We start from the raw sequence: 23206 nt of genomic DNA on the forward strand, positions 1-23206 counted from the left end.
CGAGCGCCGCGCGGGCTCGCGCGGCGCTCTGTGCGGTCCTGCACGCCGGATGCGGCACGGCCCGTCAGCCCACGCGCGTGTCCGCGGTGTCCGCGGTGTCGTCGCCGCGCGCCACGCACAGCGCCCAGATGATGAATCCGGACACCGCGATCATCACGACGGACCAGACCGGGTAGTACGGCAGGGACAGGAAGTTGGCGATGATCACCAGCGCGGCGATGGCCACCCCGGCGCCGCGTGCCCACGCGGCCGGCTGGAAGAGGCCGATGCTGACGACCACCGCGATCACGCCCAGGACCAGGTGGATCCAGCCCCAGCTGGTGAGGTCGAACTTGAACACGTAGTTGGGGGTCGTGACGAAGACGTCGTCCTGGGCGATCGCCATGATGCCCCGGAACACCGCGAGCAGTCCGGCGATCAGGAGCATGACGGCGGCGAAGGCGGTCAGTCCTCCGGCCCACGCCATCTTGGCGGTGTGCTGGCGCGGGTGGTGCGCGGGATGTGTGGCGGTCATACGGCTGCCTCGATTCGTTCTCGGAGGGGGTGCTCAGCGCCCGTGGGCGGTGGGCACCGAGCCGGAGCCGGAGCGCTCGGCCGGCCCGTAGTCGCTCAGGACCAGTGCCTTGGCCTTGCGGAACTCCTCGTCCGAGATGTCCCCGCGGGACTTCATCTCGGAGAGCTTGGCCAGTTCGTCGACGCTGCTGGTCTGGCCGGCACCGCCCTTGGCGGTCTGCCGGATGTACGACTCGAAGGCCTTCTGCTGGTCGCGGGCCTGGGCGATCTCCCGCTGCCCCATGCCCTTGCCGCGGGCGATCACGTAGACGAGGACGCCCAGGAAGGGGACCACGATGCAGAGGGCCAGCCAGCCGGCCTTGGCCCAGCCGCCCATCGAGTCGTCGCGGAAGATGTCCACGATGACCCGGAACAGCAGGACGAGCCACATGATCCACAGGAAGAGCCACAACATCGTCCAGAAGGCGCTCAGCAGCGGATAGTCGTATGCGAGGTAGGTCTGCGCACTCATGTACGTCCTCCGTCCACGGCGCCGGCCGGTCGGCCGCGCCCTGCCGTCCCAGCGTGCGCACGCCGGGCGCCGGGGTTCCTCACCCGGCGCGGGTGATCGTGCGCCGCTCCTTCGAACCGCGGCCCTGTCACTCCGGCAGGCGCCGCATCTCCACGACCCGCAGCCCCAGTGACAGGCAACGGTTCAGCAGGCCGTAGAGGTGCGCCTCGTCGACGACGGGGCCGAACAGGACCGTCTGGTCGGACATCGTCACGTGTTCCATCTCCGGGAAGGCCCGGGTCAGCGTCTCCGACATGGTCCCTTCGACACGGATCTCGTAGCGCATGAGCCGTCTCCCGCCGCGGGTCTGCTGCGGTCTGTCCCGTGATCCTGCCGCCGCGGCCGCCCGCCGGCCTCACCCGGCGCAGGTGAACCGGGCTGCGGCGGGCAGCGGCCGGGGCCACGCGGGCAGCGGTCAGAGCAGTCCGCGCTCGCGTGCCCGGCGTACCGCGTCGCCGCGCCGGCCCACGCCGAGTTTCCGGTAGATGCTCTTCAGGTGCGTCTTCACCGTGTTCACGGAGACGTACAGATCCGCGGCGATCTCCTGGGTGGACATCATCTGCGCCAGCCGGCCGAGCACCTCGCGCTCACGTCCGCTCAGCTCCTCGACGAGCAGCGGCGGTGGATCGGCGCCGGGGCCGTCGCCGTAGAGCCAGCCGGCGGCCAGGCCGTGCAGCGGCGGGGTGTCCAGGAGGCGGCGGATCCCCGGCCCGGCGTCGAGGAACGGGCGGCGCAGCCGGTCCCGGCGTGCCTCCAGGAGTGCTCTGGCGAGCAGCTTGCGGGCGGTGCCGATGTCACCGGCCTCGGCCGCGGCGCGGGCCCGCACCAGGGTGGCCCGGACCGTCACGCCGGGGCCGGCCCGGCCGTCCGCGCACAACCGGTCGGCCGTCTCCACGGCCTCCTCGCGGTGGCCTGCGGCGAGCCGCGCCCACGCCACCTCCGCGGCACACACGGGGCCGTGCGGGCCGTCGATCCCGTCCAGCACCTTGGCGGCGGTGCCGGTCCGGCCCTCGGCGAGCAGGGCGGCCGCGGCGGCCAGGGCCGCGTTCGCCCGTGCCCACGGCGAGGTCACCTGCGTCCGCAAGGCCGGGTCGGCCGCGTGCGCCGCGGCGGCCGGGTCGCCGAGCGCGAGCCGCAGCCGGCCCGTCGCCAGGGCGCGGCACGCCTCGGTCACCGGGTCGGGCGCGCCGGGACCGGGGCCGGACTCGGCGGCCTCGTCCAGCAGGGCCCGGGCCCGCTCCAGCTCGTCGCGGTCGACGGCCACGGCGGCCAGCACCAGCTGCCCGAGCCCGGCGCCGGGGAACGGGCGTCCGCCGCAGTGCCGGGTCGCGTCCGTCGCGGCCAGGGCCTGGCGCTCGGCGCGGTCGAGCCGGCCGTCGAAGAAGTCGATCAGCGCCAGGTGCCCGAGACAGTCCTCCCGGGGCAGTTCGGTCAGGGCGGCGCCGGGCAGCTCGGCCACCTCGGTCAGGGCGGCACGCGCCTCGTCGAAGTGCCCGGCCCACACCCGGGCCGAGCCCAGATGCGTGAGGAGGAGGGCGGTGAGTTCGGGATGCCTGGCCAGGAGGGGGGCGGGCACCTCGCGGCGCAGGCGGACGGCCGCGGCCATCGCCTGTTCGGCCCGGCCCGGGGAACCGGTCAGCCTGGCCGCCAGCGACTCCAGGAGCACGCAGCTCAGCCGGGCAGTGGCGGCGCTCGCACCGGTGACCGGGCTCTCCTCGGCGCGGCCGAGGTGGGCCAGACCGTGGTCGAGGTCCTGCTCGGCCAGCTCGCGGGCCGCGCGCACCAGGTCCACGGCGGCACCGGTGGCCTCCGGGCCCATGGCGGAGAACAGCTCGGTGAGGTCGTCGGCACGCAGGCCGGTGAGGAGCCTGCCGATCGCCAGGTCGTCGACGAGCGCGCCCGCGGTGCACTCCCAGTCGGCCGCCGCCGCTCCGTGGGCGAGGGCCTCGGGTACGGCGCCGTGAGCCCGCAGCCACCACGCGGCGCGCCGGTGCAGTTCGGGTTCGAGTCCCGGGGAGCGCGCCCGCAGATGGACCCGGAGGATCTCCCCGAACAGCGGATGCAGCCGGTACCAGGAGTGTCCGAGGTCCTCGACGAAGGCGTTCTGCCGGCACAGCCCGGCCAGCAGCGGACCGGCGTCGGGGCGGCCGGTCAGCGCCTCCGCCAGCTCGGGGCCGAACCGGTCCAGGACGCTGACGCGCAGCAGCAGGTCCTGCGTCTCGGGCGGCTGCCGCCCGACCACCTCGGCGAGGAGGAAGTCGGCGATGGTGCTGTGGCCGGCCTCGAAATCCTTCAGGTACGTCTCCGGATCCGCGCTCTGCTGGGCGGCCAGGGCGCTGAGCCGCAGTCCGGCCGCCCAGCCCCGGGTGCGCTCCACCAGGGCGCGGGCGGCGTCGGCGGGCAGCCGCAGGCCGTGCCGGGCCAGCAGGTCGGCCGCCTCTTCCGGGGTGAAGGCCAGCTCCTGGTTCCTGATCTCGGTCATGGCCGCCGCCGCCCGGTAGCGGTGCAGGGGCAGCAGGGGTTCGGTGCGGGTGACGAGGATCAGCCGCAGTCCCCGTCCGGCGTGGTGGAGGACGAACTCCAGTTGCTCGGCGGTCTCCGGGGCGGCCAGCCGGTCGAACTCGTCGAGGACGAGGATCGCGGGCCGGTCGCGTCCGTTCAGCTCGTCGGCGAGGCGGGCCAGCAGCCGGTGGTCCACCATGCGGAGGTCCCCGGGAGAGCCGCCGATCCCGGCGGGCAGCGGTGTTCCGGCGGTGTGCAGAGCGTGCAGCACATGGGCCCAGAACACGCCGGGTCCCTGGTCGCCCGCCTCGTTGGTGAGCCAGGCGACCGGTTGTCCGAGCCGGGCCGCCCAGTCGGCGACGAGGAGTGTCTTGCCGGCGCCGGCCGAGCCGTTCACCATGGTCAGCGGCGTCTCGAGGGCCTGGTCGAGGTGAGCGGTCAGCCTGGGTCTGCGGACGAACGTGGCAGGTCTGGCCGGCACGGCGAACCGGGTGCGCAGGAACGGCTCCCCCAGCGGGTCGGCGTACCCGAGGGCCGGTCCCCGTGTGCTGTCGTCCCTCGCGGCCACAGAGATCACCTCCCGTGTCCGGTCGGCCGTGGTCGGCACTCCACCTGATCAGGATCCCAGGGTTGCCGCTGCCGCGCAGGGCGTCAGGGCCTCCGGGCGTCCAGGTCACGGCGGGGCGGCGGGCTGCCGAGGCGGGCGGCGAGGAACGGCTCCTGGGCGATGACCGCGCCGGTGCTGACGCTGACGGTGGCGACCAGGCAGACCACGATCAGCCAGGACAGGAGCACGAACACCGAGCCCACGGGGCCGTACTCGGCCACGGTGCGGTCGAGCGTCAGCGGCATGTACAGCTGGGCGGTCGCGGTCAGGGCGGTGAGGGCGGCCGCCGTGAGCAGGGCGCCGGGCAGCAGGGGCCGCCAGGCGATCCGGCCGCCGAGGAGCAGGTGCTGCGTCCACCACCACAGGCCGGTCTGGCAGACGAGGGTGACCGGGACGCCCAGCCAGACACCCAGGCCGAAGCCGTTGTGCAGGGTGCCTTCCAGGAGCAGGACACCGATCCACAGGCCGAGCCAGGCCACCCAGCGCCAGGGGGCGATCCGGGTGCCGGCCCTGGGGATCTCCCAGGCGCGTTTGCACAGCCGTTGCACGGCCCGGCTGACGGCGGTGGCCGAGATCAGCACCATGAGGCCGCCGACCACGCCGGTGGTCTGCCGCAGGTCCTCGTTCGGGGGCTGCATCAACTCCTGGATTCCGGTGTCGACCGGGCCGGACAGTCCGAACACCGAGCGCAGGGAGTGGAGCAGCTGGTCGCGGACGACCGGTGGGGCGTAGGCGGCGAAGACGAAAAGCAGCGGAACGGCGGTCAGGAAGCACTGGGCGGCCAGGCGGGTGGCGGTGTCGAAGATGTTCACGGACACCATGCGGTCGGCCAGGTGGATGACGACGGGGAAGCGGGTCTCCGCCCTCCGGTGCGCGGTCTTCGCGGCCGCGGTCAGGTGTGCGGACCGCTCACGCCACCGGGACGCACCGGACCGGGACTCACCGGACCGGGACTCACCGGACCGGGATGTACCCGACCGGGACGCACCGGACCGGGACCCGCTGTGCGGCCTCCGCCCGCTGGTCGGCATCGCCTGCTCCTTTCCCTGCCGTCCAGGGTGCGGGGCGGGCGGTGCGACGGCACCCCGTGCCGTGCCGTCAGGGCAGCTGCCGGGCGAACGCGTCGTAGGCACGCTCGTCGAAGAGCACGAACCGCACCTCCTCGACGGCCGTGTCCGCCTCCCGGACCGTCGCTACGGCGATCCGGGCGCCGTCGTCCATCGGCCAGCCGTAGATCCCGGTGGAGACGGCGGGGAAGGCGACCGTGCGGGCGCCGAGTTCGTCGGCGCGCTTGAGGGACTCGCGGTAGCAGGAGGCGAGCAGGCCGGAACGGTCTTCGCTCTTGGAGTGCACGGGACCGACGGTGTGGATGACCCACCGGGCGTCGAGGTCGCCGGCCGTGGTGGCGACGGCCTGGCCGGTGGGCAGGCCTTTCCCGTAGTGCCCGGCGCGCAGCTTGCGGCACTCCTCGAGGATGGCGGGGCCGCCGCGGCGGTGGATGGCGCCGTCGACGCCTCCGCCGCCGAGCAGGGAGGAGTTGGCCGCGTTGACGATCGCGTCGACGCTCTGCCGGGTGATGTCGCCCTGGACGAGGGTGATACGGGTCATGACTGTCGCAACCTCCTCCACACGGCCTTCGCCGCGTTGTGCCCCGACATGCCGTGCACGCCCGGTCCCGGCGGGGTGGCCGAGGAGCAGATGAAGACGGCGGGGTGCGGGGTGCCGTACGGGAACAGGGAGAGCTTGGGGCGCAGCATGATCTGCAGGCCGGAGACCGCGCCGGTGCCGATGTCGCCGCCGACGTAGTTGGCGTTGCGGGCGGCGAGTTCGGCGGGTCCGGCGGTGGCGCGGGCCAGCACCCGGTCGCGGAACCCCGGGGCGAAGCGGTCCAGTTGACGCTCCATCACCTCGGTGAGGTCGCCGGTCCAGCCGCTCGGCACGTGGGCGTACGCCCAGAAGACGTGCTTGCCCTCGGGGGCGCGGCTCGGGTCCACCACGCTGGGCTGGACGGTGATCATGAACGGCCGGTCGGGGGCGCGGCCCTCGCGGGCGGCGGCGCGCAGGGCGGTGCCGATCTCCGCGCTGTCCGCGCCGATCTGCACGGTCCCGGCGCGGCGGGCCTCCGGTGCCGTCCAGGGGACCGGCCCGTCCAGCGCGTAGTCGATCTTGAAGACGCCCGGGCCGTACCGGTAGTCCTGGTAGTAGTTGCCGAGGCCGGCGATGCGGGCGAGGGCGGTGGGCGAGGTGTCGAAGACGTACGACCGTGCGGGCGGCAGGTCGTCGAGGCGCTTGACCTCGTAGTCGGTGTGGATCGCGCCGCCGAGGTCCTTCAGGTACGCGGCGAGGGCGTCGGAGATGGCCTGGGAGCCGCCTGCCGCCACCGGCCAGCCGCGGGCGTGCGCGGCGAGCGCGAAGACCAGGCCGACGGCGCCGGTGGCGAAGCCGCTGAGCGGGGCCATGACGTGGGCGACGAGTCCCGCGAAGAGGGTGCGGGCCCGCTCGTCGCGGAAGCGGCGCAACAGCAGGGTGGCGGGCGGCAGCCCGGCCAGGCCGAACCGGGCGAGGGTGACCGGGTCGCGCGGCAGCGCGGTCAGCGGCAGGGACATGAAGTCCCGGGCCAGGGTGTCCCACTTGGGCAGGAACGGCTCGACCAGCCTGCGGTAGGTGCCCGCGTCACGGGGTCCGAAGGAGGCCGCCGTCTCGGCGACGGAGCGGGCGAGGACCGCCGCGCGGCCGTCGGGGAAGGGGTGTGCCATCGGCAGGTCCGCGTGCAGCCACTTGAGGCCGTAGCGCTCCAGGGGCAGGGCGCGGAACGCCGGCGAGTTGATGCCGAGCGGGTGGGCCGCGGAGCACGGGTCGTGCCGGAAGCCGGGGAGGGTGAGCTCCTCGGTGCGGGCGCCGCCCCCCACGGTGTCCCGCGCCTCGAAGAGAGCCACGGAGAAGCCGCGCCGGGCCAGCTCCACGGCGGCCGTCAGGCCGTTCGGCCCCGCCCCCACCACGACCGCATCGAGCATCGACGGCACCTTCGGACCCCTTCGTCAGCCGATGGCCACTCGGCTTCAGGATATGCCGGGGGACTGACACTCCCCTCGCTCGGGTCACCAGTGCGGGTTCAGCAGCAGGTCCACGATCCGGTGGGCGGTGGCGGCGTCGCGGGCCGCGGTGAAGGGCAGGGCGTTGTCGCCCGTGATCCGGAAGGGCTCGCCGGCGATCGTGAGGTGCGCGCCGCCCGCCTCCTCGACCAGCAGCAGCCCGGCCGCGTGGTCCCAGGCGGCCTCCCAGGAGAACGCGGTGGCGTCCAACTCGCCCCGGGCGACGGCGAGATACTCCAGGCCCGCGGAGCCGCAGGCGCGCGGGGCGACACCCTCGGTCCACAGCGGGAACAGCGCGCGCTTCTGCGCGTCGGTCGTGTAGTCCGGGTGGGAGGTGGCCACGCGGAGGTCCCGGCCCGCCTCGGGCGCACCGGCGAGCAGCCGTTCGCCGTCGAGGAAGGCGCCCTTCCCCCGTACCGCCGTGGCGAGTTGCTCGCGGGCCGGGGCGTAGGTCCAGGAGGCGAGCAGGACGCCCCGGTGGGCGAGCGCGACCAGCGTGCAGAAGCCGTCCTCGCCGCGCACGAACTGGCGGGTGCCGTCGACCGGGTCGACGATCCACACCGGCGCGTCGCCCTGGAGCGCGTAGTAGGTCTCCGGGTCGGCGTGCACCGCCTCCTCGCCGACCACGACGGAGCCGGGCAGGAGGGCGCCGAGCTCCGCCGTGAGATACCGCTCGGCGAGCCGGTCGGCGTCCGTCACCAGGTCGTGCGGGCCGCTCTTCTGGTCGACCTCGTGGTCGGCGAGCCGGCGCCAGCGGGGCAGGATCTCGGTCCGGGCGGCCTTGCGGACGGCGTCCTCGACGTCACCGGCGTGCTGAAGGAGAAACTCGTCGATGGTCTCCGTTGCTTCGATCATGCCTCCATGAGAGCACGCGCCACTGACAACAATCCCCACGGGTCGGATGTACGGCGCGTGGAATGCGGACGAACAGGCGGTGCCGTCCGTCGCCGGGCCGACGCCGGACGTACCAGGTCAGCGCGTCGGCGTCAGCGTCCCACCGCGTAGCCCTGCATCCCGCGCGGGTTGGCCGCCGCCGACAGCACTCCGGTCTCCGGGTCCCGCGCCACCGCGCACAGCCGTCCCTCCGACCAGGCCGGCCCGACCGTCACGTCGTGGCCGCGCCGCCGCAGCTGCGCCACGACCTCCGGGTCCGTGCGGGACTCGACGGTCACGCTCCCTGGGCGGCGGCCGCGGGGGTAGAAGGAGCTGGGGAAGCTGTCGTTGTGCCAGTTCGGGGCGTCGATCGCGCCCTGGAGGTCGAGGCCGCCGCGGACCTCGCCGCGCAGCGCGAGGGCGAGGAAGAAGTGCAGCTGCCACTGGTCCTGCTGGTCGCCGCCGGGCGTACCGAAGGCCAGCACCGGGACGCCGTCGCGCAGGGCGATGGACGGGGTGAGGGTGGTGCGGGGGCGCCGGCCCGGGGTGAGGGAGTTGGGCAGACCCTCCTCCAGCCAGGCCATCTGGAGCCGGGTGCCGAGCGGGAAGCCCAGCTCGGGCACGACGGGGTTGGACTGGAGCCAGCCGCCGCTCGGCGTGGCCGCGACCATGTTGCCCCAGCGGTCGACGACGTCCAGGTGGCAGGTGTCGCCCCGGGTGGTGCCGTCGGCGGCGACCTGCGCGACCGTCGGCTCGCCGGCGCCCAGCGGGTCGAAGGCGGCGCTCTTCGTGGCCTCCACGCGCGCGTACCCGGGCAGCCGGGGCAGGAGCCCGCCGGGGCTGCCCGGCCGCAGCTCGTCCGAGGCCTTGGCGCCGATCAGGTCCCGCCGCCCGGCGTTGTACGCGTCCGAGAGCAGCTCGGCGAGCGGTACCTCGGCCGCGTCCCCGTACCAGGCCTCGCGGTCGGCCATGGCGAGCTTGCAGCCCTCGACGAGGAGGTGGACGTAGTCGGCCGAGCCGTACGCCGGCAGTTCGGGCGGCAGCAGGGCGAGCTGCTGGAGCAGTGCCGGGCCCTGGCTCCAGGGGCCCGCCTTGCAGACGGTCCAGCCGTTCCAGTCGTACGACACCGGGCTCTCGTAGCTCGCGGACCAGCCGGCGAGGTCGGCGGCGGTCAGGGTGCCGGTGTGCCGGGTGCCGCTGGTGTCCATGGTGGGGCGGGCGGCCTGCCGTACCAGCGCCTCGGCGATGAAGCCGGTGCGCCACACCTCGCGGGCCGCGTCGATCCGGGCCGCCCGGTCCCCGGCGCCCGCGGTCTCGGCGAGCAGCCGCTTCCAGGTGGCGGCGAGGGCGGGGTTGCGGAACAGCTCGCCGGGGCGGGGTGCCCGGCCGCCGGGCAGGTAGAGCTCCGCCGACGACGTCCACTCGGTCTCGAACAGCTTCCGGACGCTCTCCACCGTGGCGCCGACGTTCTCCACGGGCGGGTGCCCGTGCTCGGCGTACCCGATGGCGTACTTGAGGACCTCGTCCAGCGGCCGGGTGCCGTGGTCGCGCAGCAGGAGCAGCCAGGCGTCGAAGGCGCCGGGGACGGCCGCGGCCAGCGGACCTGTGCCGGGGACGAGGTCCAGGCCGAGCCCCCGGTAGTGGGCGACGCCCGCGCCGGCCGGGGCCACGCCCTGCCCGCACAGCACCCGTACCTCGCCGCCGGCCGGGGCGAGCAGGATCGGCACCTCGCCGGCCGGTCCGTTGAGGTGCGGCTCGACCACGTGCAGGACGAAGGCGCCGGCGACGGCCGCGTCGTACGCGTTGCCGCCGTTCTCCAGGACCGCCATCGCCGACTGGGAGGCCAGCCAGTGCGTGGACGACACCATGCCGAAGGTGCCCTGGAGGGTGGGACGGGTGGTGAACTGCATCTGTCACCTCGCTGTGCGCACGGCCGGGCCAGGTGTCTGGCGGTTACATGCTTTCACGGCCGTGGCGAGGCGAACCCCCGTCCGGGGGCTCGCCTCTCCCCGTCACTTGTCCGAGTCGGGCTTGTTCGTCGCCGCCGCGTACGCCTGGGACGGTGTCATGGCGATCCCGTTGAGGCTGACCGTCTTGTACTGGCTGACCTTGGCGCAGGTCTTGGAGTCGTCGGCGGTCGAGGCGTTGGCGTTGGAGACGGCCGCCTTGGTGTCCCCGGAGCTGGCCGGGTAGGAGGTGCCGCTGCTCCAGTCGCTGCCGATCACCAGGGTGACGCCGGTGCCGCTGCCCGACTTGATGTGCGAGCCGGGGATGTCCAGGGCCTTGGCGACGGTCTGCGCCTGGGCCTTGTCGCCGCTGCCGTAGGTCAGGGTGGTCGTGGTCGCGGAGTTCGGGGCGTTGGCCGTGCTGGTGCCGGTGCTGAAGCCCTGGGAGATCAGGGAGTTCGCGACGGCGGAGGCGCGGCCCGTGATGTCGGTGCCGTTCTCGACGGTCACGGCGATCTGGGCGGCGGGCACGGTCGCGGTGGCCGTCGGCTTCGCGCTCGCGGTCGCCGAGGCCGCCGACGACTTCTTGCCCGAACTGGTGGTCAGCGACTGGTCGTTGGCCATGGTGGCGAACAGGTCCTTGGCGCCGGCGCCGACCACCACGCGGTTGCTGTTGTTCGGGTCGGGCGCGGTCTGCATGGTGGTGAACGTCATCCGCTTGGTGGGGACCTTGTTCACGTCGGCCGCCAGCGAGATCAGCCTCTTGACGCTGTCGAGGTCGTCGTCCACCGTCAGCGCCTTGGTGGCCGCGTCGGCGAGCTTGTAGACCGCGGCCGGGTCGGTGAGGGTGCCCGCGCTCTTGAACTTGCGGATCATCGCGCTGAGGAAGATGTGCTGGGAGACGGTACGGCCGAGGTCGCTGCCGTCACCGAAGCCGTGCCGGGAGCGGACGAACTCCAGCGCGGCCTGCCCCTTGAGGGTGTGGCTGCCCTTGGACAGCTTCAGGTGCGAGTAGGTGTCGTACACGTTGTGGTTGACGCACACGGAGACACCGCCGACCGCGTCGGACATCTTGACCACGCCGGAGAAGTCGAGCTTGACGAAGTGGTCGATGGGGACGCCGGTGAGCTGGTGGATGGTGGCGACCTGGCAGGCGGCGCCGTACTGGAGGGCGCTGTTGACCTGGCCGTAGTAGCCGGAGGTGGACTGGCCGCTCGAACTGTCCTTGCAGGCCGGGACGTCGACCATGGTGTCGCGCGGGATGCTCATGACCGTCGCGTTGGAACGGTCGGCGGATATGTGGACGACCATCTCCACGTCCGCGTTGCCGTTGCCGGTCTGCACCCCGGTCTGGGAGCAGCCGCCGCCGAGCTTGCAGTCGGTCTTGCTGGTCCGCGCGTCCGAGCCGATCACCAGGATGTTGATCGGCGTGCGGCCGAACGCGTCCGCCTTCTCGGTGCCGCCCTTGCCGTCGAGGGAGACGCTGTTGATGTTGCCGTTGAGGTGCTGGTAGAACCACCAGCCGGCGCCGGCCGTGACCAGGACCAGGACGGCCGTGCACAGGCCCAGGATCTTCAGGACCCGTTTGCCGCGGCCCGCCGTCTTCGCCCGCCGGGAGCCCCTGCCGCCGCGGGCTCTGGCCGCCTGCCGGGCGGCGGCCCGGCCGCCGGTCGGCCGCGTCCCGTCGGGCAGGGGCCCACGCTGTCCGGGCACCCGGTCGGTGCGGCTGCGTGTGGCCTGGCCCCCCGGGCCGTCCCACGGGTCGGTCATCTTCCACTCCCATGAACGGTCGGGTCCGTCTGCGGGTACGGTCGGGCAGGTCGGGCTTACGCGGCGGGGTACGGGCAGCCGCGAGGTGAGCCCATTTGGGTTGCGTGATTGCGCAATCTAACAAACCCACAGCCCCGACAGCACAAGCCCCACCCGAATTCACAGGTGAGGCATCTCATGAAACCTCCAGGACACACCCGCCGTCCGCTCCCGCGCCCCGGCCCCTGTCCGCCCGGTCAGACACCGGCCTCGTACAACCGCCGCACCGGCACCGGAGCCTGGTGCGAGCGCGCGGTCAGCTGTCCGACGGTCACCCGCACGACGGTCACGATGTCCGGATCGTCCACGTAGTAGACCTGCCGCCGGCCCTCCCGCCGGGACCGCACCAGACCGGCCAGCCGGAGCTTGGCCAGGTGCTGGCTGACCGCAGGCAGGGCCCCGCCGACCCGGTCGGCGAGGCGCGTCACGTCGCTCTCGCCCTGGGACAGCGCCCACATGATGTGCAGCCGGGCCGGCGAGGCGAGCAGCCCGAACACCGAGGCCGCCTCCGCCAGCACCCCGTCGGAGGGGTCGGTGAAGCCATCGGTGTTCTCCGCCACAGCCCACTCCCTCCCCGTCACAGCCTCCGCACAGCCGCCCACTCAGTGTAGGCGCACGGTCACCGCTTCCCGGACGGCCTCCCCGCAATGTCCTCCACCTGTTCCCCGCATTGTCATGAGCGGGTGACAGATCATCGACGGCTCGACGTCAGGCGTATCGGGCGGCCGCTCCCGTTCCTAAGCTTGCGCAACAACGCAACTCAACGGGGCGGCACCCCGAGGAGCGGCGGCATTCACGGAGCAGCACGCGCACTGGAGGACAACGAACGTGGGCATCATCGGCTGGATCGTCCTGGGTCTCCTCGCCGGAGCCATCGCCAAGGTCCTGCTGCCCGGCCGCGACCCGGGTGGCCTGATCGGCACCACCCTCATCGGCATCGCAGGCGCCTTCGTGGGCGGCTGGCTCTCCTCCCGCTTCCTCGACCGCCCGGTGGAGAAGCACTTCTTCGACCTCTACACCTGGGGCGCCGCGATCGCCGGCTCCCTGGTCCTCCTCGTCGGCTACCGGCTGCTGTTCGGCAACTCGCGCGACTGAGTACCGGACGGGCCCGACGGTGACTCCGGTCACCCTCGGGGCCGGATGCAGTCACGACATTCCGGATGTACAGGGACCGGGGACGCACGACATTCCGGATGTAGGCGGACGCCCCCGGCCGCCGTCAACGGGGCGCCGGGGCCGCCCCACAGGCAAGGCACCGATTCCACTTCCGCCCCACAGGGACTCGTGTGAAACTGGCGTCCCGTCCGCAGTGTGGACTCCTCCGCACACCGTCCCCCAGCGAGAAGTGCGACTTGCGTTCTCTTCCACTGCCGCTCGCCCTCACCGCGCGCCTGACGCCGGTCGCCGTGCTCGCCTGTGCGGGCTGGGTGATGGCGTCGGGCCCGGACACGACGACGTCCGCCGGCGCCTCCGGCGACACCTCGGCCCAGCAGTCGGCCGGCCAGTCGGCGGGCGGCGACCCGTCGACGTCCTCCGCGTCCACGGCCGCCACCAAGGCGTACTCCGCCGCCCCCGCCCCCTGCGGGAGCATCCCGGTGGCCACCATCAAGTCGCTGGTGCCCGGCGCGAAGACGGCCGGCAAGGAGATCCCCTCCACGGACACCAAGCTGCGCCGCACCTGCTCCTGGAACGCGCTCAAGGGGTACGACTACCGCTGGCTCGACGTCTCCTTCGAGATCATGGACACGAACGCGGCGGCCGCGAAGGAGTACAAGGACCGGGTCACCGAGAAGAGCGGCGGCGGGGCCGTGCCGGGGCTCGGCGACAACGGCTACTCGGTCGTGAACCTCACCACCGAGGACAAGCAGCAGACCCGCGAGGGCGTGGTGATGGCCCAGGTCTCCAACGCGCTGGTGGTCGTCACCTACAACGGCAGCGACTTCGAGAACAAGAAGGCGCCCAGCACGGACGTGATCAACAAGGGCGCCATCCAGGCCGCGAAGGCCGCGGTGACCGCGCTGAAGGGCAGCCAGTAGCCGGACTGGCCGCCCTCCGTGCGCACGCCTCCTTCTGTCAGGCCTCCTTGGGCCGCACCAGCAGGGTCAGCCCCAGGTACAGCACCAGGGACGTGCCGAGGCCGACCGCCCAGCCGTAGTCGGCGAGCGAGGACAGGGCCGGGACGGGCCGCCCGTCGATCAGCGGTTTGAAGCTGGCGCCGCCGATCGCGAGGATGCCGCCGACGAGGAAGGCGACGACCGCCCGCCAGTTCCAGCCGCCGTCGTACCAGTAACGGCCGCCCGTGCGGTACAGGTCGGTCAGGTCGAGGCGGGTGCGGCGCAGGATCCAGTAGTCGGCGATGAGGATGCCGGCGACCGTGCCGAGCAGACCGCCGACCAGGCCGAGCCAGGTGAAGATGTAGCCCTGCGGGTCGGAGTACAGCTTCCACGGGAAGATCAGCACGCCGAGGAAGCAGGTGACCAGGGCGCCGGTGCGGAAACTGATCTTCCGGGGCGCGATGTTGGAGAAGTCGAAGGCGGGCGAGACCAGGTTGGCCGCGATGTTCACGGAGAGCGTCGCGACGAGGACGGTGACCAGGGCGTAGAGAAGTCCGACCACGTTGTCCGTCTTGGCGGCCAGCTGGACCGGGTCCCAGATCGGCTGCCCGTACACGGCCTGCGAGCCGGAGGTCACCAGCACGGAGAGGAAGGCGAAGAGGGTCATGGTGGTGGGCAGGCCGAGGGCCTGGCCCCAGGTCTGCGCCTTCTGGCTCTTGCCGTACCGGGTGAAGTCGGGGATGTTCAGCGACAGCGTCGACCAGAAGCCGATCATGCCCATCAGGGACGGCCAGAAGATCTTCCAGAAGCCGCCGCCCCAGCCGAGCTTGGAGGGCTGGTCGAAGAGCGGGCCGAGACCGCCGGCCTTGTTGCTCATCCAGACCAGCATCACGACCGCGCCGACCAGGACGAAGGGCGCGGCCCAGTTCTCGAAGCGGCGGATCGTCTCCATGCCCCGGTAGATGATCGCCACCTGGAGGACCCAGAAGAGCGCGAACGACAGCCACATGGTCCAGGCGTAGCCGCCGATGTGCGAGGCGTTCGCCCAGCTGTCGCCGATCAGCTTCCCGGCCAGGAAGTAGATGGCCTCACCGCCGATCCAGGTCTGGATGCCGAACCAGCCGCAGGCCACCAACGCCCGTACGACGGCGGGGAGGTTGGCGCCCCGCACGCCGAAGGAGGCACGGGCGAAGACCGGGAAGGGGATGCCGTACTTGGGTCCGGCGTGCCCGGTGAGCAGCATCGGGACGAGGACGATCAGGTTGGCGAGGGCGATGGTGAACACGGCCTGTTTCCAGTCCATGCCGACCGCGATGAGCCCGGAGGCCAGGGTCCAGGACGCCGTGTTGTGGGCCATGCCGACCCAGAGCGCGGAGAAGTTGTACGTGGTCCAGATGCGCTTGGCGACGGGGACCGGCAGCAGGTCCTCGTTGGCGTACGGACCACTCGGCGGCGGGGAGCCCGGGGTGAGCTCCACACGCCCGTCGGGGAGGGCGACTTGACCGGACAGGGGTATGGCGGAGGGAGCGGTGTCGGTCATGGGCAGGCCAATCGGGGTGAGGTGGGACGGGAAAGGCCAGTGCGGGCGGGGCCGGGGGGGGTACGCGTGTGGGGTGCGCCCTGACCCCCTTCCCGGGACGGCGGGAAGGGGGAGACCAACTGCCAGGAGGGGCTAGCCGTTGACGGCCGGGATGACCTTCGTCCCGTACGCGTCGATGGTGGCCTCCTGCGCGTCGTGCATGTCGTAGACGGCGAACTGGTCGACGCCCAGCTCGCGCAGGGCGTTCAGCTTCTCGATGTGCTTCTCGGCCGGGCCGATGACACAGAAGCGGTCGACGATCTCGTCGGGCACGAACTCGGTGTCGGGGTTGCCGCTGCGTCCGTGGTGCGAGTAGTCGTAGCCCTGGCGGGCCTTGATGTAGTCGGTGAGTTCGTCGGGTACGGCGGCGGAGTGCTCGCCGTACTTGGCGACCAGGTCGGCGACGTGGTTGCCGACCATGCCGCCGAACCATCGGCACTGGTCGCGGGCGTGGGCGAGGGCCTCGGGCGAGTCGTCCTCGGTGACGTAGGCGGGGGCGGCGACGCAGATCCTCACCTCGGACGGGTCGCGTCCGGCGGCCACGGCCGCGTCCTTCACCGCCTTGACCATGTACTCGGTGAGGTAGAGGTCGGAGAGCTGGAGGATGAACCCGTCGGCCTCCTCCCCGGTCATCTTCAGGGCCTTCGGGCCGTACGCGGCCATCCAGACCGGTAGTTCGGCGCCCGGCTTGATCCACGGGAACCTGACGACGGTCCCGCCGAGGTCGGCCTCCTCGCCCCGGCCGAGGGCGCGGATGACCTTCATGGCCTCGCTGATCCGGGCGAGGGTGTTGGGCTTGCGGCCGGCCACCCGCATCGCGGAGTCGCCGCGGCCGATGCCGCAGACCGTGCGGTTGCCGAACATGTCGTTGAGGGTGGCGAATGTGGAGGCGGTGACCTCCCAGGTGCGGGTGCCCGGGTTGGTGACCATCGGCCCGACCGTCAGCTTGCTGGTGTTGGCGAGGATCTGGCTGTAGATCACGAACGGCTCCTGCCAGAGCACGGCGGAGTCGAAGGTCCAGCCGTAGCGGAAGCCGTTGCGTTCGGCCCGTTTCATCAGGCTGATGACCCGGGAGGCCGGCGGGTCGGTCTGCAGGACGAGTCCGAAGTCCATGGGCGCCTCTCCTAGTTGAGGTACTGACAGGTGGAGCGCGGGGTGTAGACGCCGTGCCCGGCGTGTCCGGTGTACTCCCGCTCGGTGATGACGGGTTCGCCGCGCGAGAGGACCGTCTCGACCCGGCCGGTGAGGCGCTTGCCCTCGTACGCCGAGTAGTCGACGTTCATGTGGTGGGTCTCGGCGGAGACGATCTGCTCCGCATGGGGGTCGTAGATGACGACGTCGGCGTCGGCACCCGGGGTGATGGTGCCCTTCTTCGGGTACATGCCGAACATCCGGGCCGGGGTGGCGCAGGCGATCTCGATCCAGCGGCGGCGCGTGATGTGCCCGTCGACGACGGCCTGGTGGAGCAGGTCCATGCGGTTCTCGACGCCGGGCAGGCCGTTGGGAATCTTCGAGAAGTCGCCCCGGCCGAGTTCCTTCTGGCCGACGAAGCAGAAGGGGCAGTGGTCGGTGGAGACGACCTGGAGGTCGTTGGTCCTGAGGCCCTGCCAGAGCTTGGCCTGGTGCTCCTTGGGGCGCAGCGGGGTGCTGCACACGTACTTCGAGCCCTCGAAGTCGGGCTCGGCGAGGTTGTCGGTGGACAGGAAGAGGTACTGCGGGCAGGTCTCACCGAAGACCGGGAGCCCCTCGTCGCGGGCCCGGGCCAGTTCGGCGACCGCTTCCATGGCCGAGACGTGCACGACGTACAGGGGCGCGCCTGCGACCTGGGCGAGTTTGATGGCGCGGTGCGTGGCCTCGGCTTCGAGCAGGGCCTTGCGGACCTCGCCGTGGTAACGGGGGTCGGTCTCACCGCGGGCCAGCGCCTGTTCCACGAGCACGTCGATGGCGATGCCGTTCTCGGCGTGCATCATGATCAGGCCGCCGTTCTCGGCGGAGCGCTGCATGGCGCGCAGGATCTGGCCGTCGTCGGAGTAGAAGACGCCCGGGTAGGCCATGAACTGCTTGAAGGAGGTCACCCCCTCCTCCACCAGCAGGTCCATCTCCTTGAGCGTCTCCTGGTTCACGTCGGAGACGATCATGTGGAAGCCGTAGTCGATGGCGCAGTTGCCCTCGGCCTTGGCGTGCCAGGCGTCGAGGCCCTCGCGCAGGCTGTGCCCGACGCTCTGCACGGCGAAGTCGACGATGGTGGTCGTACCGCCCCAGGCGGCGGCCCGGGTGCCGGTCTCGAAGGTGTCGGAGGCGAAGGTGCCGCCGAAGGGCAGCTCCATGTGGGTGTGGGCGTCGACACCGCCCGGGATGACGTACTTGCCGGTGGCGTCGATGGTGTGCTCGGCGGTGAAGGCCTCGGCGGCGGGGGTGCCGGTCGCCGCGAGGGCGGCGATGCGGCCGTCTTCGATCAGGACGTCGGCGTGGATCTCGTCGGACGCGGTGATGACGAGTCCGCCACGGATTACTGTCCGGCCGGTCATGGGGTCCTCTCCTTCGTGGTCATGTGCGGGTCCGACGGTGGCTGGTCGCGCAGTTCCTCCCCCAGCCTGCGGCCGGGGGTACCCCAGCGCCCCTAAGGGGCGCGCTTACGGCGCCGTCAGCGGGCCGTACGCGTCCGGGCGGCGGTCGCGGAAGAACTGCCAGCGGTCGCGGACCTCGCGGAGCTTGGCCAGGTCCAGGTCGCGGACGACGAGTTCGGTCTCCTTGTCGGAGGCGACCTCGCCGACGAACTGGGCCTCCGGGTCCACGAAGTAGGAGGTCCCGTAGAAGTCGTTGTCGCCGAGGTCCTCCACGCCGACCCGGTTGATCGCTCCGACGAAGTACTCGTTGGCCACGGCCGCCGCCGGCTGCTCCAACTGCCAGAGGTAGCGGGAGAGTCCGCGCGAGGTGGCGGAGGGGTTGAAGACGATCTCGGCACCGCCGAGGCCCAACGCCCGCCATCCCTCCGGGAAGTGGCGGTCGTAGCAGATGTAGACGCCGATCTTCCCGACGGCCGTCTCGAAGATCGGCCAGCCCGCGTTCCCCGGGCGGAAGTAGAACTTCTCCCAGAAGCCGGGGACCTGGGGGATGTGGTGCTTGCGGTACTTGCCGAGGTACGAGCCGTCGGCGTCGATCACGGCGGCGGTGTTGTAGAGGACGCCGGGCTGCTCCTCCTCGTACACCGGCAGGATCAGGACCAGGCCCAGTTCGCGGGCGAGGGCCTGGAAGCGCTGGACGATCGGGCCGTTCGGGACCTGCTCGGCGTACTCGTAGAAGGCCTTGTCCTGGACCTGGCAGAAGTAGGGCCCGTAGAACAGCTCCTGGAAGCACAGGACCTGGGCGCCCTGCGCGGCCGCGTCGCGGGCCGCCTGCTCGTGGACCTGGATCATCGACTCCTTGTCGCCGGTCCAGGCGGTCTGGAAGAGGGCGGCACGAATCACTCGGCTCATCGGGACCTCCGGTCGCTCGGTGTGCCAGAAGGCTAGAAAGCCCGGAAGTCCTGTTTGAGTTGCACCGTGTCACGTCTGCGGGCGCCCGGCGTGCCACCGTGTCACGCTGCCGTCGGCCCATGTTTCACCGCCGTTTTCCCAGGTCGTCGCATGTTTCACTGCTGTTGCGCGTCGTGCGCGAGAAGTGCGATGTGCACGGAGGCCGCCTGCTCGAAGTCGTCGAGGTCGACGCCGAGCCGGATCTGTATCGCCTCCAGTCGGCGGTACAGCGCCGGGCGGGAGACGTGGTGGAGCTGGGCGGTGCGGGACTTGTTGCGGCCGGTGGCGAGGTAGGTCCGCAGGACGCCGAGCAGGTCCTGGTCGGCTGCGTTTCCGCACAGCAGTCCGTCCAGCTCCCGCTCGGCGAAGGACTGGACGTGCGGGTCGTCCCGCAGCAGCCGGATCAGGCCGCGCAGGTGGACGTCCTTGAGGCGTACGACGGCCGGCAGGTCGAGGACGGCGGCGGTGTCGGCGACCGCGTCGGCGACGTGCTGGGCCTCGCGCAGGCCGACCGGCACGTCGTCCCAGACGGTACGGGCGCCCGCCGCGGCGACCACCGCCCGGGGTCCCGCCGACTCGCCGTGCAGCCGGACGGCGAAGTGCGCCGCGAGGGCGTCGGCGTCCTGGTCGCGGGCGAGGCTGAGGAGGACGGCGGTGGTGCGCTCGGTGAGTTCGGCGACGAGTCCGGGCAGACCCAGCAGGCGCAGGATCCGCTCCAGTTGGGCGGGTTCCGCGTCCCGTACGACGAGGGGGACGAAGGTCCGTCGGTTGACGGGGAGACCGGCCGCCCGGGCCCTGGGCAGCAGCTGGCGGGCCGGTACGACCCCGGAGACCAGGTCGGTCAGCAGGCTCTGCGCGGACTGCTCCTCCCAGGTGTGGGCGGAGCCGCCGCCGAGCATGCGGTGCAGGACGAGGGCCTCGGCGCCACGGTCGGCCAGGAGCCGGCCGGTGACGGTGTCACCGCGGTAGCCGCAGAGCACGATCTGGCCCCAGCGCTCGCCCCGGCCGGCCAGTTCGGCGCGGATCCAGCCGTCGCCGGCGCTGCCGCCGGCCTGGCGTGCGATGCGCTCCCAGTCGCGCAGCACGTCGTCGACCGCCGACCGCTCCCCCGCGGTGGCGAGGACCCGGTGCGCGAGGTTGGTGACGACGACCGGGCAGGCGCTGTGCACGGCGACTTCGTCGAGGAGCCGCTGGAGGGGGGCGCCGGCCGTGATGAGGCCGGTGAGGGCGGTACGGACCGACTCGGAGAGGCTGACGGCGGCGAACTTCCGCCGGACCAGTCTGGATTGGACCTCCTCCGTCAGCTCGGCGAAGGGGAAGGGGCGGTGCAGGACCACCAGGGGGAGGCCGCAGCGGTCCGCTGCGCGGCGCATGGCGTCGGGTGGGGCGGGGAAGGCGCGGCCGAGGCCGAGGACGACCGCGGCGGCCTCGGCCCGGTGCAGGGACTGGATGTACTCGGCCTGTTTGTGCTCGTCGCCGGCGAGCAGGACGCCGGTGGTGAGGACCATCTCGCCGCCGGTGAGCATGACGCCGACGTCGGGAGCCTCGGCGACGTGCACCCAGCGGACGGGGCGGTCGAGGTGGGCGGCGGCGGCCACCACCTCGGGGTCGCCGGCCAGGACCCTTTCCAGCGCGAGGATCTGGCGGACCGACAGTATGGGGTCTGTGGTGTTCGGGGGATCCCAAGTGGCGGTCATCTTGCGTGGTCCCTTGGTCGGGTGTGGTGCGTTCGGAGGCTGCGGGCCGGTGGGGGCTTGTCACGCAGTTCCCCGCGCCCCTGAAAAGCAGAGGGCTGCACCAGCGCCCCTTTAGGGGCGCTGGGGGTACCCCCGGCCGAAGGCTGGGGGAGGAACTGCGCGACCAACCACGACGGCGCCGCGGTCGACGCGCGGCGGGGCGCCTAGTAGGCACTCCGCAGCGCCTGTTCGAGGATCGCCGCGCCCTCCTCCGCCTCCGCCACCGTCAGTGACAGCGGCGGGGCGATGCGCAGGGCGCTCGTGTTGTGGCCGCCGCCCTTGCCGATCAGGAGGCCGCCTTCGCGGGCCGCTTCCAGGACGGCCGAGGCGGACTTGGGGTCGGCCTCGTCGGTGCCGGGCTTGACCAGTTCGACGCCGATCATCAGGCCGCGGCCCCGGACCTCGCGTACGCCGGGCAGCTGGGCGGCGACCGCGCGGAGGCGTTCGATGAGGAGGCCGCCGACGCGGCGGGCGTTGCCCTGAAGGTCGTGCTCCAGGAGGTACGACAGGTTGGCGAGGCCCGCGGCCATGGTGATCTGGGTGCCGCCGAACGTCGAGATGCTGTTGGAGTCCAGGCAGTTCATGATCTCGGAGCGGGCCACCACGCCGCCGATGGAGCTGCCGTTGCCGATGCCCTTGGCGAAGGTGAGGATGTCCGGCGGGCCGCTCTGGCCGTGGGCCTGCCAGCCCCAGAAGTGGTCGCCGGTGCGGCCCCAGCCGGTCTGCACCTCGTCGGCGATCCAGAGGATGCCCTGCTCCTGGAGGACCTTGCGGAAGGCCGCGTACAGCCCGTCGGGCGGGGAGGTGAAGCCGCCGACACCCTGGATGGGCTCGGCGATCAGCGCGGCCGGCGGGCGGGTGTGGCCGAGGAGGTCGCGCAGGTCGTCGACGCAGGCCGCGATGAAGTCACGGTCGTTCAGCTCGGCGAACGGGCCGCGGGTGCGGACGCCACCGTGGACGTACAGCGTTTGCAGCGGGGAGAGGGAGGTCGGGGACCAGCCCTTGTTTCCGGTGATGCCGACGGCGCTGAAGGAGCGGCCGTGGTAGCTGTTGCGCATCGCCAGGATCGTGTTCGTGCGGCGGTAGGTCGTGGCGAGCAGCAGGGCCGTGTCGTTGGCCTCCGTGCCGGAGGTGGTGAAGAAGACGCGGGCGTCCGGGATGCCGCTCAACTGGGCGATGCGCTCGGCGAGTTCGACCATCGGGCGGTTGAGGTAGAGCGTGGAGGAGTGGATGATCCGGCCGGCCTGCTCGCTCACCGCCTTCGTCACCTCGGGGAGCGCGTGCGCGGTCATCGTGGTGAGGATGCCGCCGAAGAAGTCGAGGTAGCGGTTGCCCTCCGCGTCCCAGACGTGCCGGCCCTCGCCGTGGGTGATCTCGAGGGGCTCGTCGTAGTAGAGGGCCAGCCAGTCGGGCAGGACCTGGCGGTGGCGGGCGAAGAGGTCGTTCACGGCTGTACCAGCCCTTCGTAGGCGTCGGGACGGCGGTCGCGGTAGAAGGCCCACTGCTGCCGTACTTCTTCGATCAGGTCGAAGTCGAGGTCCCGGACGACGAGCTCCTCGCCCTTGTCGCTCGCGACCTCCCCCACGAACTGCCCACGCGGATCGACGAAATAGCTCGTCCCGTAGAAGTCGTTGTCCCCGTACTCCTCCTGGCCCACCCGGTTGATGGCGGCGACGAAGTACTCGTTGGCGACGGCGGCGGCCGGCTGTTCCAGCTGCCAGAGGTAGGCCGAGAGACCGCGCGAGGTGGCCGACGGGTTGTAGACCAACTGGGCGCCGTTGAGGCCGAGTTGCCGCCAGCCTTCAGGGAAGTGGCGGTCGTAGCAGATATATACGCCGACCTTGCCGACGGCGGTGTCGAAGACCGGCCAGCCGGCGTTCCCGGGCTTGAAGTAGTACTTCTCCCAGAAGCCCTTGACCTGCGGGATGTGGTGCTTGCGGTACTTGCCGAGGACGGTGCCGTCGGCGTCGATCACGGCGGCGGTGTTGTAGTAGAAGCCGGACTGCTCGACCTCGAAGACGGGGACGACGATCACCATGCCCGTCTCGCGCGCGAGTTCCTGCATACGACGCGTGGTGGGGCCGTCCGGGACCGGCTCGGCCCAGCGGTAGTGCTCGGGTTCCTGGACCTGGCAGAAGTAGGGGGCGTTGAAGACTTCCTGAAATCCGATGATCTTCGCGCCTTGACGGGCCGCCTCGCGGGCGTACACCTCGTGTTTCGCCACCATGGACTCGGTGTCGCCGGTCCAGGTGGCCTGGACCAGAGCGGCGCGTACGACGTTGGCCATGAGCTGCTCCTTCTACGCCCGTAGAGGGTCGAAAGTAAGCCTCCTCGGATTCCTTGCCAAGACCATCGTCGTTAAGCCGCCGAGTCGATCGCGTTTCCTACCTGGCTGGCGGATGCGCGGGCCGGTTCGGAGGCGCCGTTTCA

20 protein-coding genes are annotated in these 23206 nt (G+C 71.9%); 2 read left to right on the top strand and 18 right to left on the bottom strand.

What is annotated here, in order from left to right:
- Positions 1-64: 64 nt before the first annotated feature.
- From ACFY0P_RS23500 to ACFY0P_RS23550, 11 genes are all read right to left on the bottom strand, one after another.
- On the bottom strand, positions 65-514 hold the full coding sequence (locus tag ACFY0P_RS23500) for a hypothetical protein (RefSeq protein WP_388916270.1): 450 nt from the start codon (positions 512-514) through the stop codon (positions 65-67).
- A 33-nt stretch (positions 515-547) separates the two neighbouring features.
- A complete protein-coding gene (locus tag ACFY0P_RS23505; RefSeq protein ID WP_388916273.1) occupies positions 548-1024 on the bottom strand; it encodes an SHOCT domain-containing protein in 477 nt (158 codons plus the stop codon).
- 127 nt (positions 1025-1151) lie between these two features.
- Entirely contained in the window at positions 1152-1349 is a 198-nt protein-coding gene (locus tag ACFY0P_RS23510; RefSeq protein ID WP_388916276.1) for a hypothetical protein, read from the bottom strand.
- A gap of 129 nt (positions 1350-1478) precedes the next feature.
- Positions 1479-4142, bottom strand: coding sequence for a LuxR C-terminal-related transcriptional regulator (locus tag ACFY0P_RS23515; protein ID WP_388916279.1), 2664 nt, complete (start codon positions 4140-4142; stop codon positions 1479-1481).
- 74 nt (positions 4143-4216) lie between these two features.
- Complete coding sequence (locus tag ACFY0P_RS23520) at positions 4217-5203, bottom strand: YhjD/YihY/BrkB family envelope integrity protein (RefSeq protein WP_388916282.1); 987 nt, start codon at positions 5201-5203, stop codon at positions 4217-4219.
- Between the two features lie 67 nt (positions 5204-5270).
- Entirely contained in the window at positions 5271-5780 is a 510-nt protein-coding gene (locus tag ACFY0P_RS23525; protein WP_388916285.1) for an O-acetyl-ADP-ribose deacetylase, read from the bottom strand.
- Positions 5777-7186, bottom strand: coding sequence for a phytoene desaturase family protein (locus tag ACFY0P_RS23530; protein WP_388916288.1), 1410 nt, complete (start codon positions 7184-7186; stop codon positions 5777-5779). The genes ACFY0P_RS23525 and ACFY0P_RS23530 overlap by 4 nt, the downstream gene beginning before the upstream one ends.
- An 84-nt stretch (positions 7187-7270) precedes the next feature.
- A complete protein-coding gene (locus ACFY0P_RS23535; RefSeq protein WP_388916291.1) occupies positions 7271-8119 on the bottom strand; it encodes an inositol monophosphatase family protein in 849 nt (282 codons plus the stop codon).
- A gap of 131 nt (positions 8120-8250) precedes the next feature.
- Complete coding sequence (locus tag ACFY0P_RS23540) at positions 8251-10047, bottom strand: gamma-glutamyltransferase family protein (protein ID WP_388916293.1); 1797 nt, start codon at positions 10045-10047, stop codon at positions 8251-8253.
- A gap of 102 nt (positions 10048-10149) precedes the next feature.
- Positions 10150-11853 (bottom strand): LCP family protein, encoded by a 1704-nt coding sequence (locus ACFY0P_RS23545; RefSeq protein WP_388916296.1) that lies wholly within the window; start codon positions 11851-11853, stop codon positions 10150-10152.
- 236 nt (positions 11854-12089) lie between these two features.
- A complete protein-coding gene (locus ACFY0P_RS23550) occupies positions 12090-12452 on the bottom strand; it encodes an ArsR/SmtB family transcription factor (protein ID WP_388916299.1) in 363 nt (120 codons plus the stop codon).
- Between the two features lie 268 nt (positions 12453-12720).
- Here ACFY0P_RS23550 and ACFY0P_RS23555 point away from each other — a divergent pair, with 268 nt between their 5' ends.
- Positions 12721-12987: a GlsB/YeaQ/YmgE family stress response membrane protein gene (locus ACFY0P_RS23555; RefSeq protein ID WP_181809448.1), complete on the top strand. Its 267-nt coding sequence runs from the start codon at positions 12721-12723 to the stop codon at positions 12985-12987.
- A gap of 257 nt (positions 12988-13244) precedes the next feature.
- Positions 13245-13928, top strand: a complete 684-nt coding sequence (locus ACFY0P_RS23560; RefSeq protein ID WP_388916302.1) for a hypothetical protein — start codon at positions 13245-13247, stop codon at positions 13926-13928.
- A gap of 37 nt (positions 13929-13965) precedes the next feature.
- Here ACFY0P_RS23560 and ACFY0P_RS23565 read toward each other — a convergent pair whose 3' ends face one another.
- The 7 genes from ACFY0P_RS23565 to ACFY0P_RS23595 all read right to left on the bottom strand — a co-directional run bounded on the left by ACFY0P_RS23565 (position 13966) and on the right by ACFY0P_RS23595 (position 23063).
- Positions 13966-15486 (bottom strand): NCS1 family nucleobase:cation symporter-1, encoded by a 1521-nt coding sequence (locus ACFY0P_RS23565; protein ID WP_388916305.1) that lies wholly within the window; start codon positions 15484-15486, stop codon positions 13966-13968.
- A 132-nt stretch (positions 15487-15618) separates the two neighbouring features.
- On the bottom strand, positions 15619-16638 hold the full coding sequence (locus ACFY0P_RS23570) for a TIGR03842 family LLM class F420-dependent oxidoreductase (protein ID WP_388916308.1): 1020 nt from the start codon (positions 16636-16638) through the stop codon (positions 15619-15621).
- 11 nt (positions 16639-16649) lie between these two features.
- Positions 16650-18053 carry a dihydropyrimidinase gene (hydA, locus tag ACFY0P_RS23575; RefSeq protein WP_388916311.1) on the bottom strand — a complete coding sequence of 468 codons (1404 nt, stop codon included), beginning with the start codon at positions 18051-18053 and terminating at the stop codon, positions 16650-16652.
- A 105-nt stretch (positions 18054-18158) separates the two neighbouring features.
- Complete coding sequence (locus ACFY0P_RS23580) at positions 18159-19001, bottom strand: nitrilase-related carbon-nitrogen hydrolase (RefSeq protein ID WP_388916314.1); 843 nt, start codon at positions 18999-19001, stop codon at positions 18159-18161.
- Between the two features lie 155 nt (positions 19002-19156).
- Positions 19157-20737: a PucR family transcriptional regulator gene (locus ACFY0P_RS23585; RefSeq protein ID WP_388916317.1), complete on the bottom strand. Its 1581-nt coding sequence runs from the start codon at positions 20735-20737 to the stop codon at positions 19157-19159.
- Positions 20738-20940: 203 nt separating this feature from the next.
- Positions 20941-22224, bottom strand: a complete 1284-nt coding sequence (locus ACFY0P_RS23590; protein ID WP_388916320.1) for an aspartate aminotransferase family protein — start codon at positions 22222-22224, stop codon at positions 20941-20943.
- Positions 22221-23063 carry a nitrilase-related carbon-nitrogen hydrolase gene (locus ACFY0P_RS23595; RefSeq protein WP_388916323.1) on the bottom strand — a complete coding sequence of 281 codons (843 nt, stop codon included), beginning with the start codon at positions 23061-23063 and terminating at the stop codon, positions 22221-22223. Before ACFY0P_RS23595 ends, ACFY0P_RS23590 begins: the two co-directional genes overlap by 4 nt.
- Between the last annotated feature and the right edge of the window lie 143 nt (positions 23064-23206).

Source organism: Streptomyces sp. NPDC001714 (assembly GCF_042892755.1).
In the GTDB taxonomy this organism is placed as follows: domain Bacteria; phylum Actinomycetota; class Actinomycetes; order Streptomycetales; family Streptomycetaceae; genus Streptomyces.

Bases quoted from the DNA above. Each gene is read 5' to 3' on its own strand.
- ACFY0P_RS23500 (WP_388916270.1), bottom strand. From the start codon at position 514: ATGACCGCCACACATCCCGCGCACCACCCGCGCCAGCACACCGCCAAG.
- ACFY0P_RS23505 (WP_388916273.1), bottom strand. From the start codon at position 1,024: ATGAGTGCGCAGACCTACCTCGCATACGACTATCCGCTGCTGAGCGCC.
- ACFY0P_RS23510 (WP_388916276.1), bottom strand. From the start codon at position 1,349: ATGCGCTACGAGATCCGTGTCGAAGGGACCATGTCGGAGACGCTGACC.
- ACFY0P_RS23520 (WP_388916282.1), bottom strand. From the start codon at position 5,203: ATGCCGACCAGCGGGCGGAGGCCGCACAGCGGGTCCCGGTCCGGTGCG.
- ACFY0P_RS23525 (WP_388916285.1), bottom strand. From the start codon at position 5,780: ATGACCCGTATCACCCTCGTCCAGGGCGACATCACCCGGCAGAGCGTC.
- ACFY0P_RS23530 (WP_388916288.1), bottom strand. From the start codon at position 7,186: ATGCTCGATGCGGTCGTGGTGGGGGCGGGGCCGAACGGCCTGACGGCC.
- ACFY0P_RS23535 (WP_388916291.1), bottom strand. From the start codon at position 8,119: ATGATCGAAGCAACGGAGACCATCGACGAGTTTCTCCTTCAGCACGCC.
- ACFY0P_RS23540 (WP_388916293.1), bottom strand. From the start codon at position 10,047: ATGCAGTTCACCACCCGTCCCACCCTCCAGGGCACCTTCGGCATGGTG.
- ACFY0P_RS23545 (WP_388916296.1), bottom strand. From the start codon at position 11,853: ATGACCGACCCGTGGGACGGCCCGGGGGGCCAGGCCACACGCAGCCGC.
- ACFY0P_RS23565 (WP_388916305.1), bottom strand. From the start codon at position 15,486: ATGACCGACACCGCTCCCTCCGCCATACCCCTGTCCGGTCAAGTCGCC.
- ACFY0P_RS23570 (WP_388916308.1), bottom strand. From the start codon at position 16,638: ATGGACTTCGGACTCGTCCTGCAGACCGACCCGCCGGCCTCCCGGGTC.
- hydA (WP_388916311.1), bottom strand. From the start codon at position 18,053: ATGACCGGCCGGACAGTAATCCGTGGCGGACTCGTCATCACCGCGTCC.
- ACFY0P_RS23580 (WP_388916314.1), bottom strand. From the start codon at position 19,001: ATGAGCCGAGTGATTCGTGCCGCCCTCTTCCAGACCGCCTGGACCGGC.
- ACFY0P_RS23585 (WP_388916317.1), bottom strand. From the start codon at position 20,737: ATGACCGCCACTTGGGATCCCCCGAACACCACAGACCCCATACTGTCG.
- ACFY0P_RS23595 (WP_388916323.1), bottom strand. From the start codon at position 23,063: ATGGCCAACGTCGTACGCGCCGCTCTGGTCCAGGCCACCTGGACCGGC.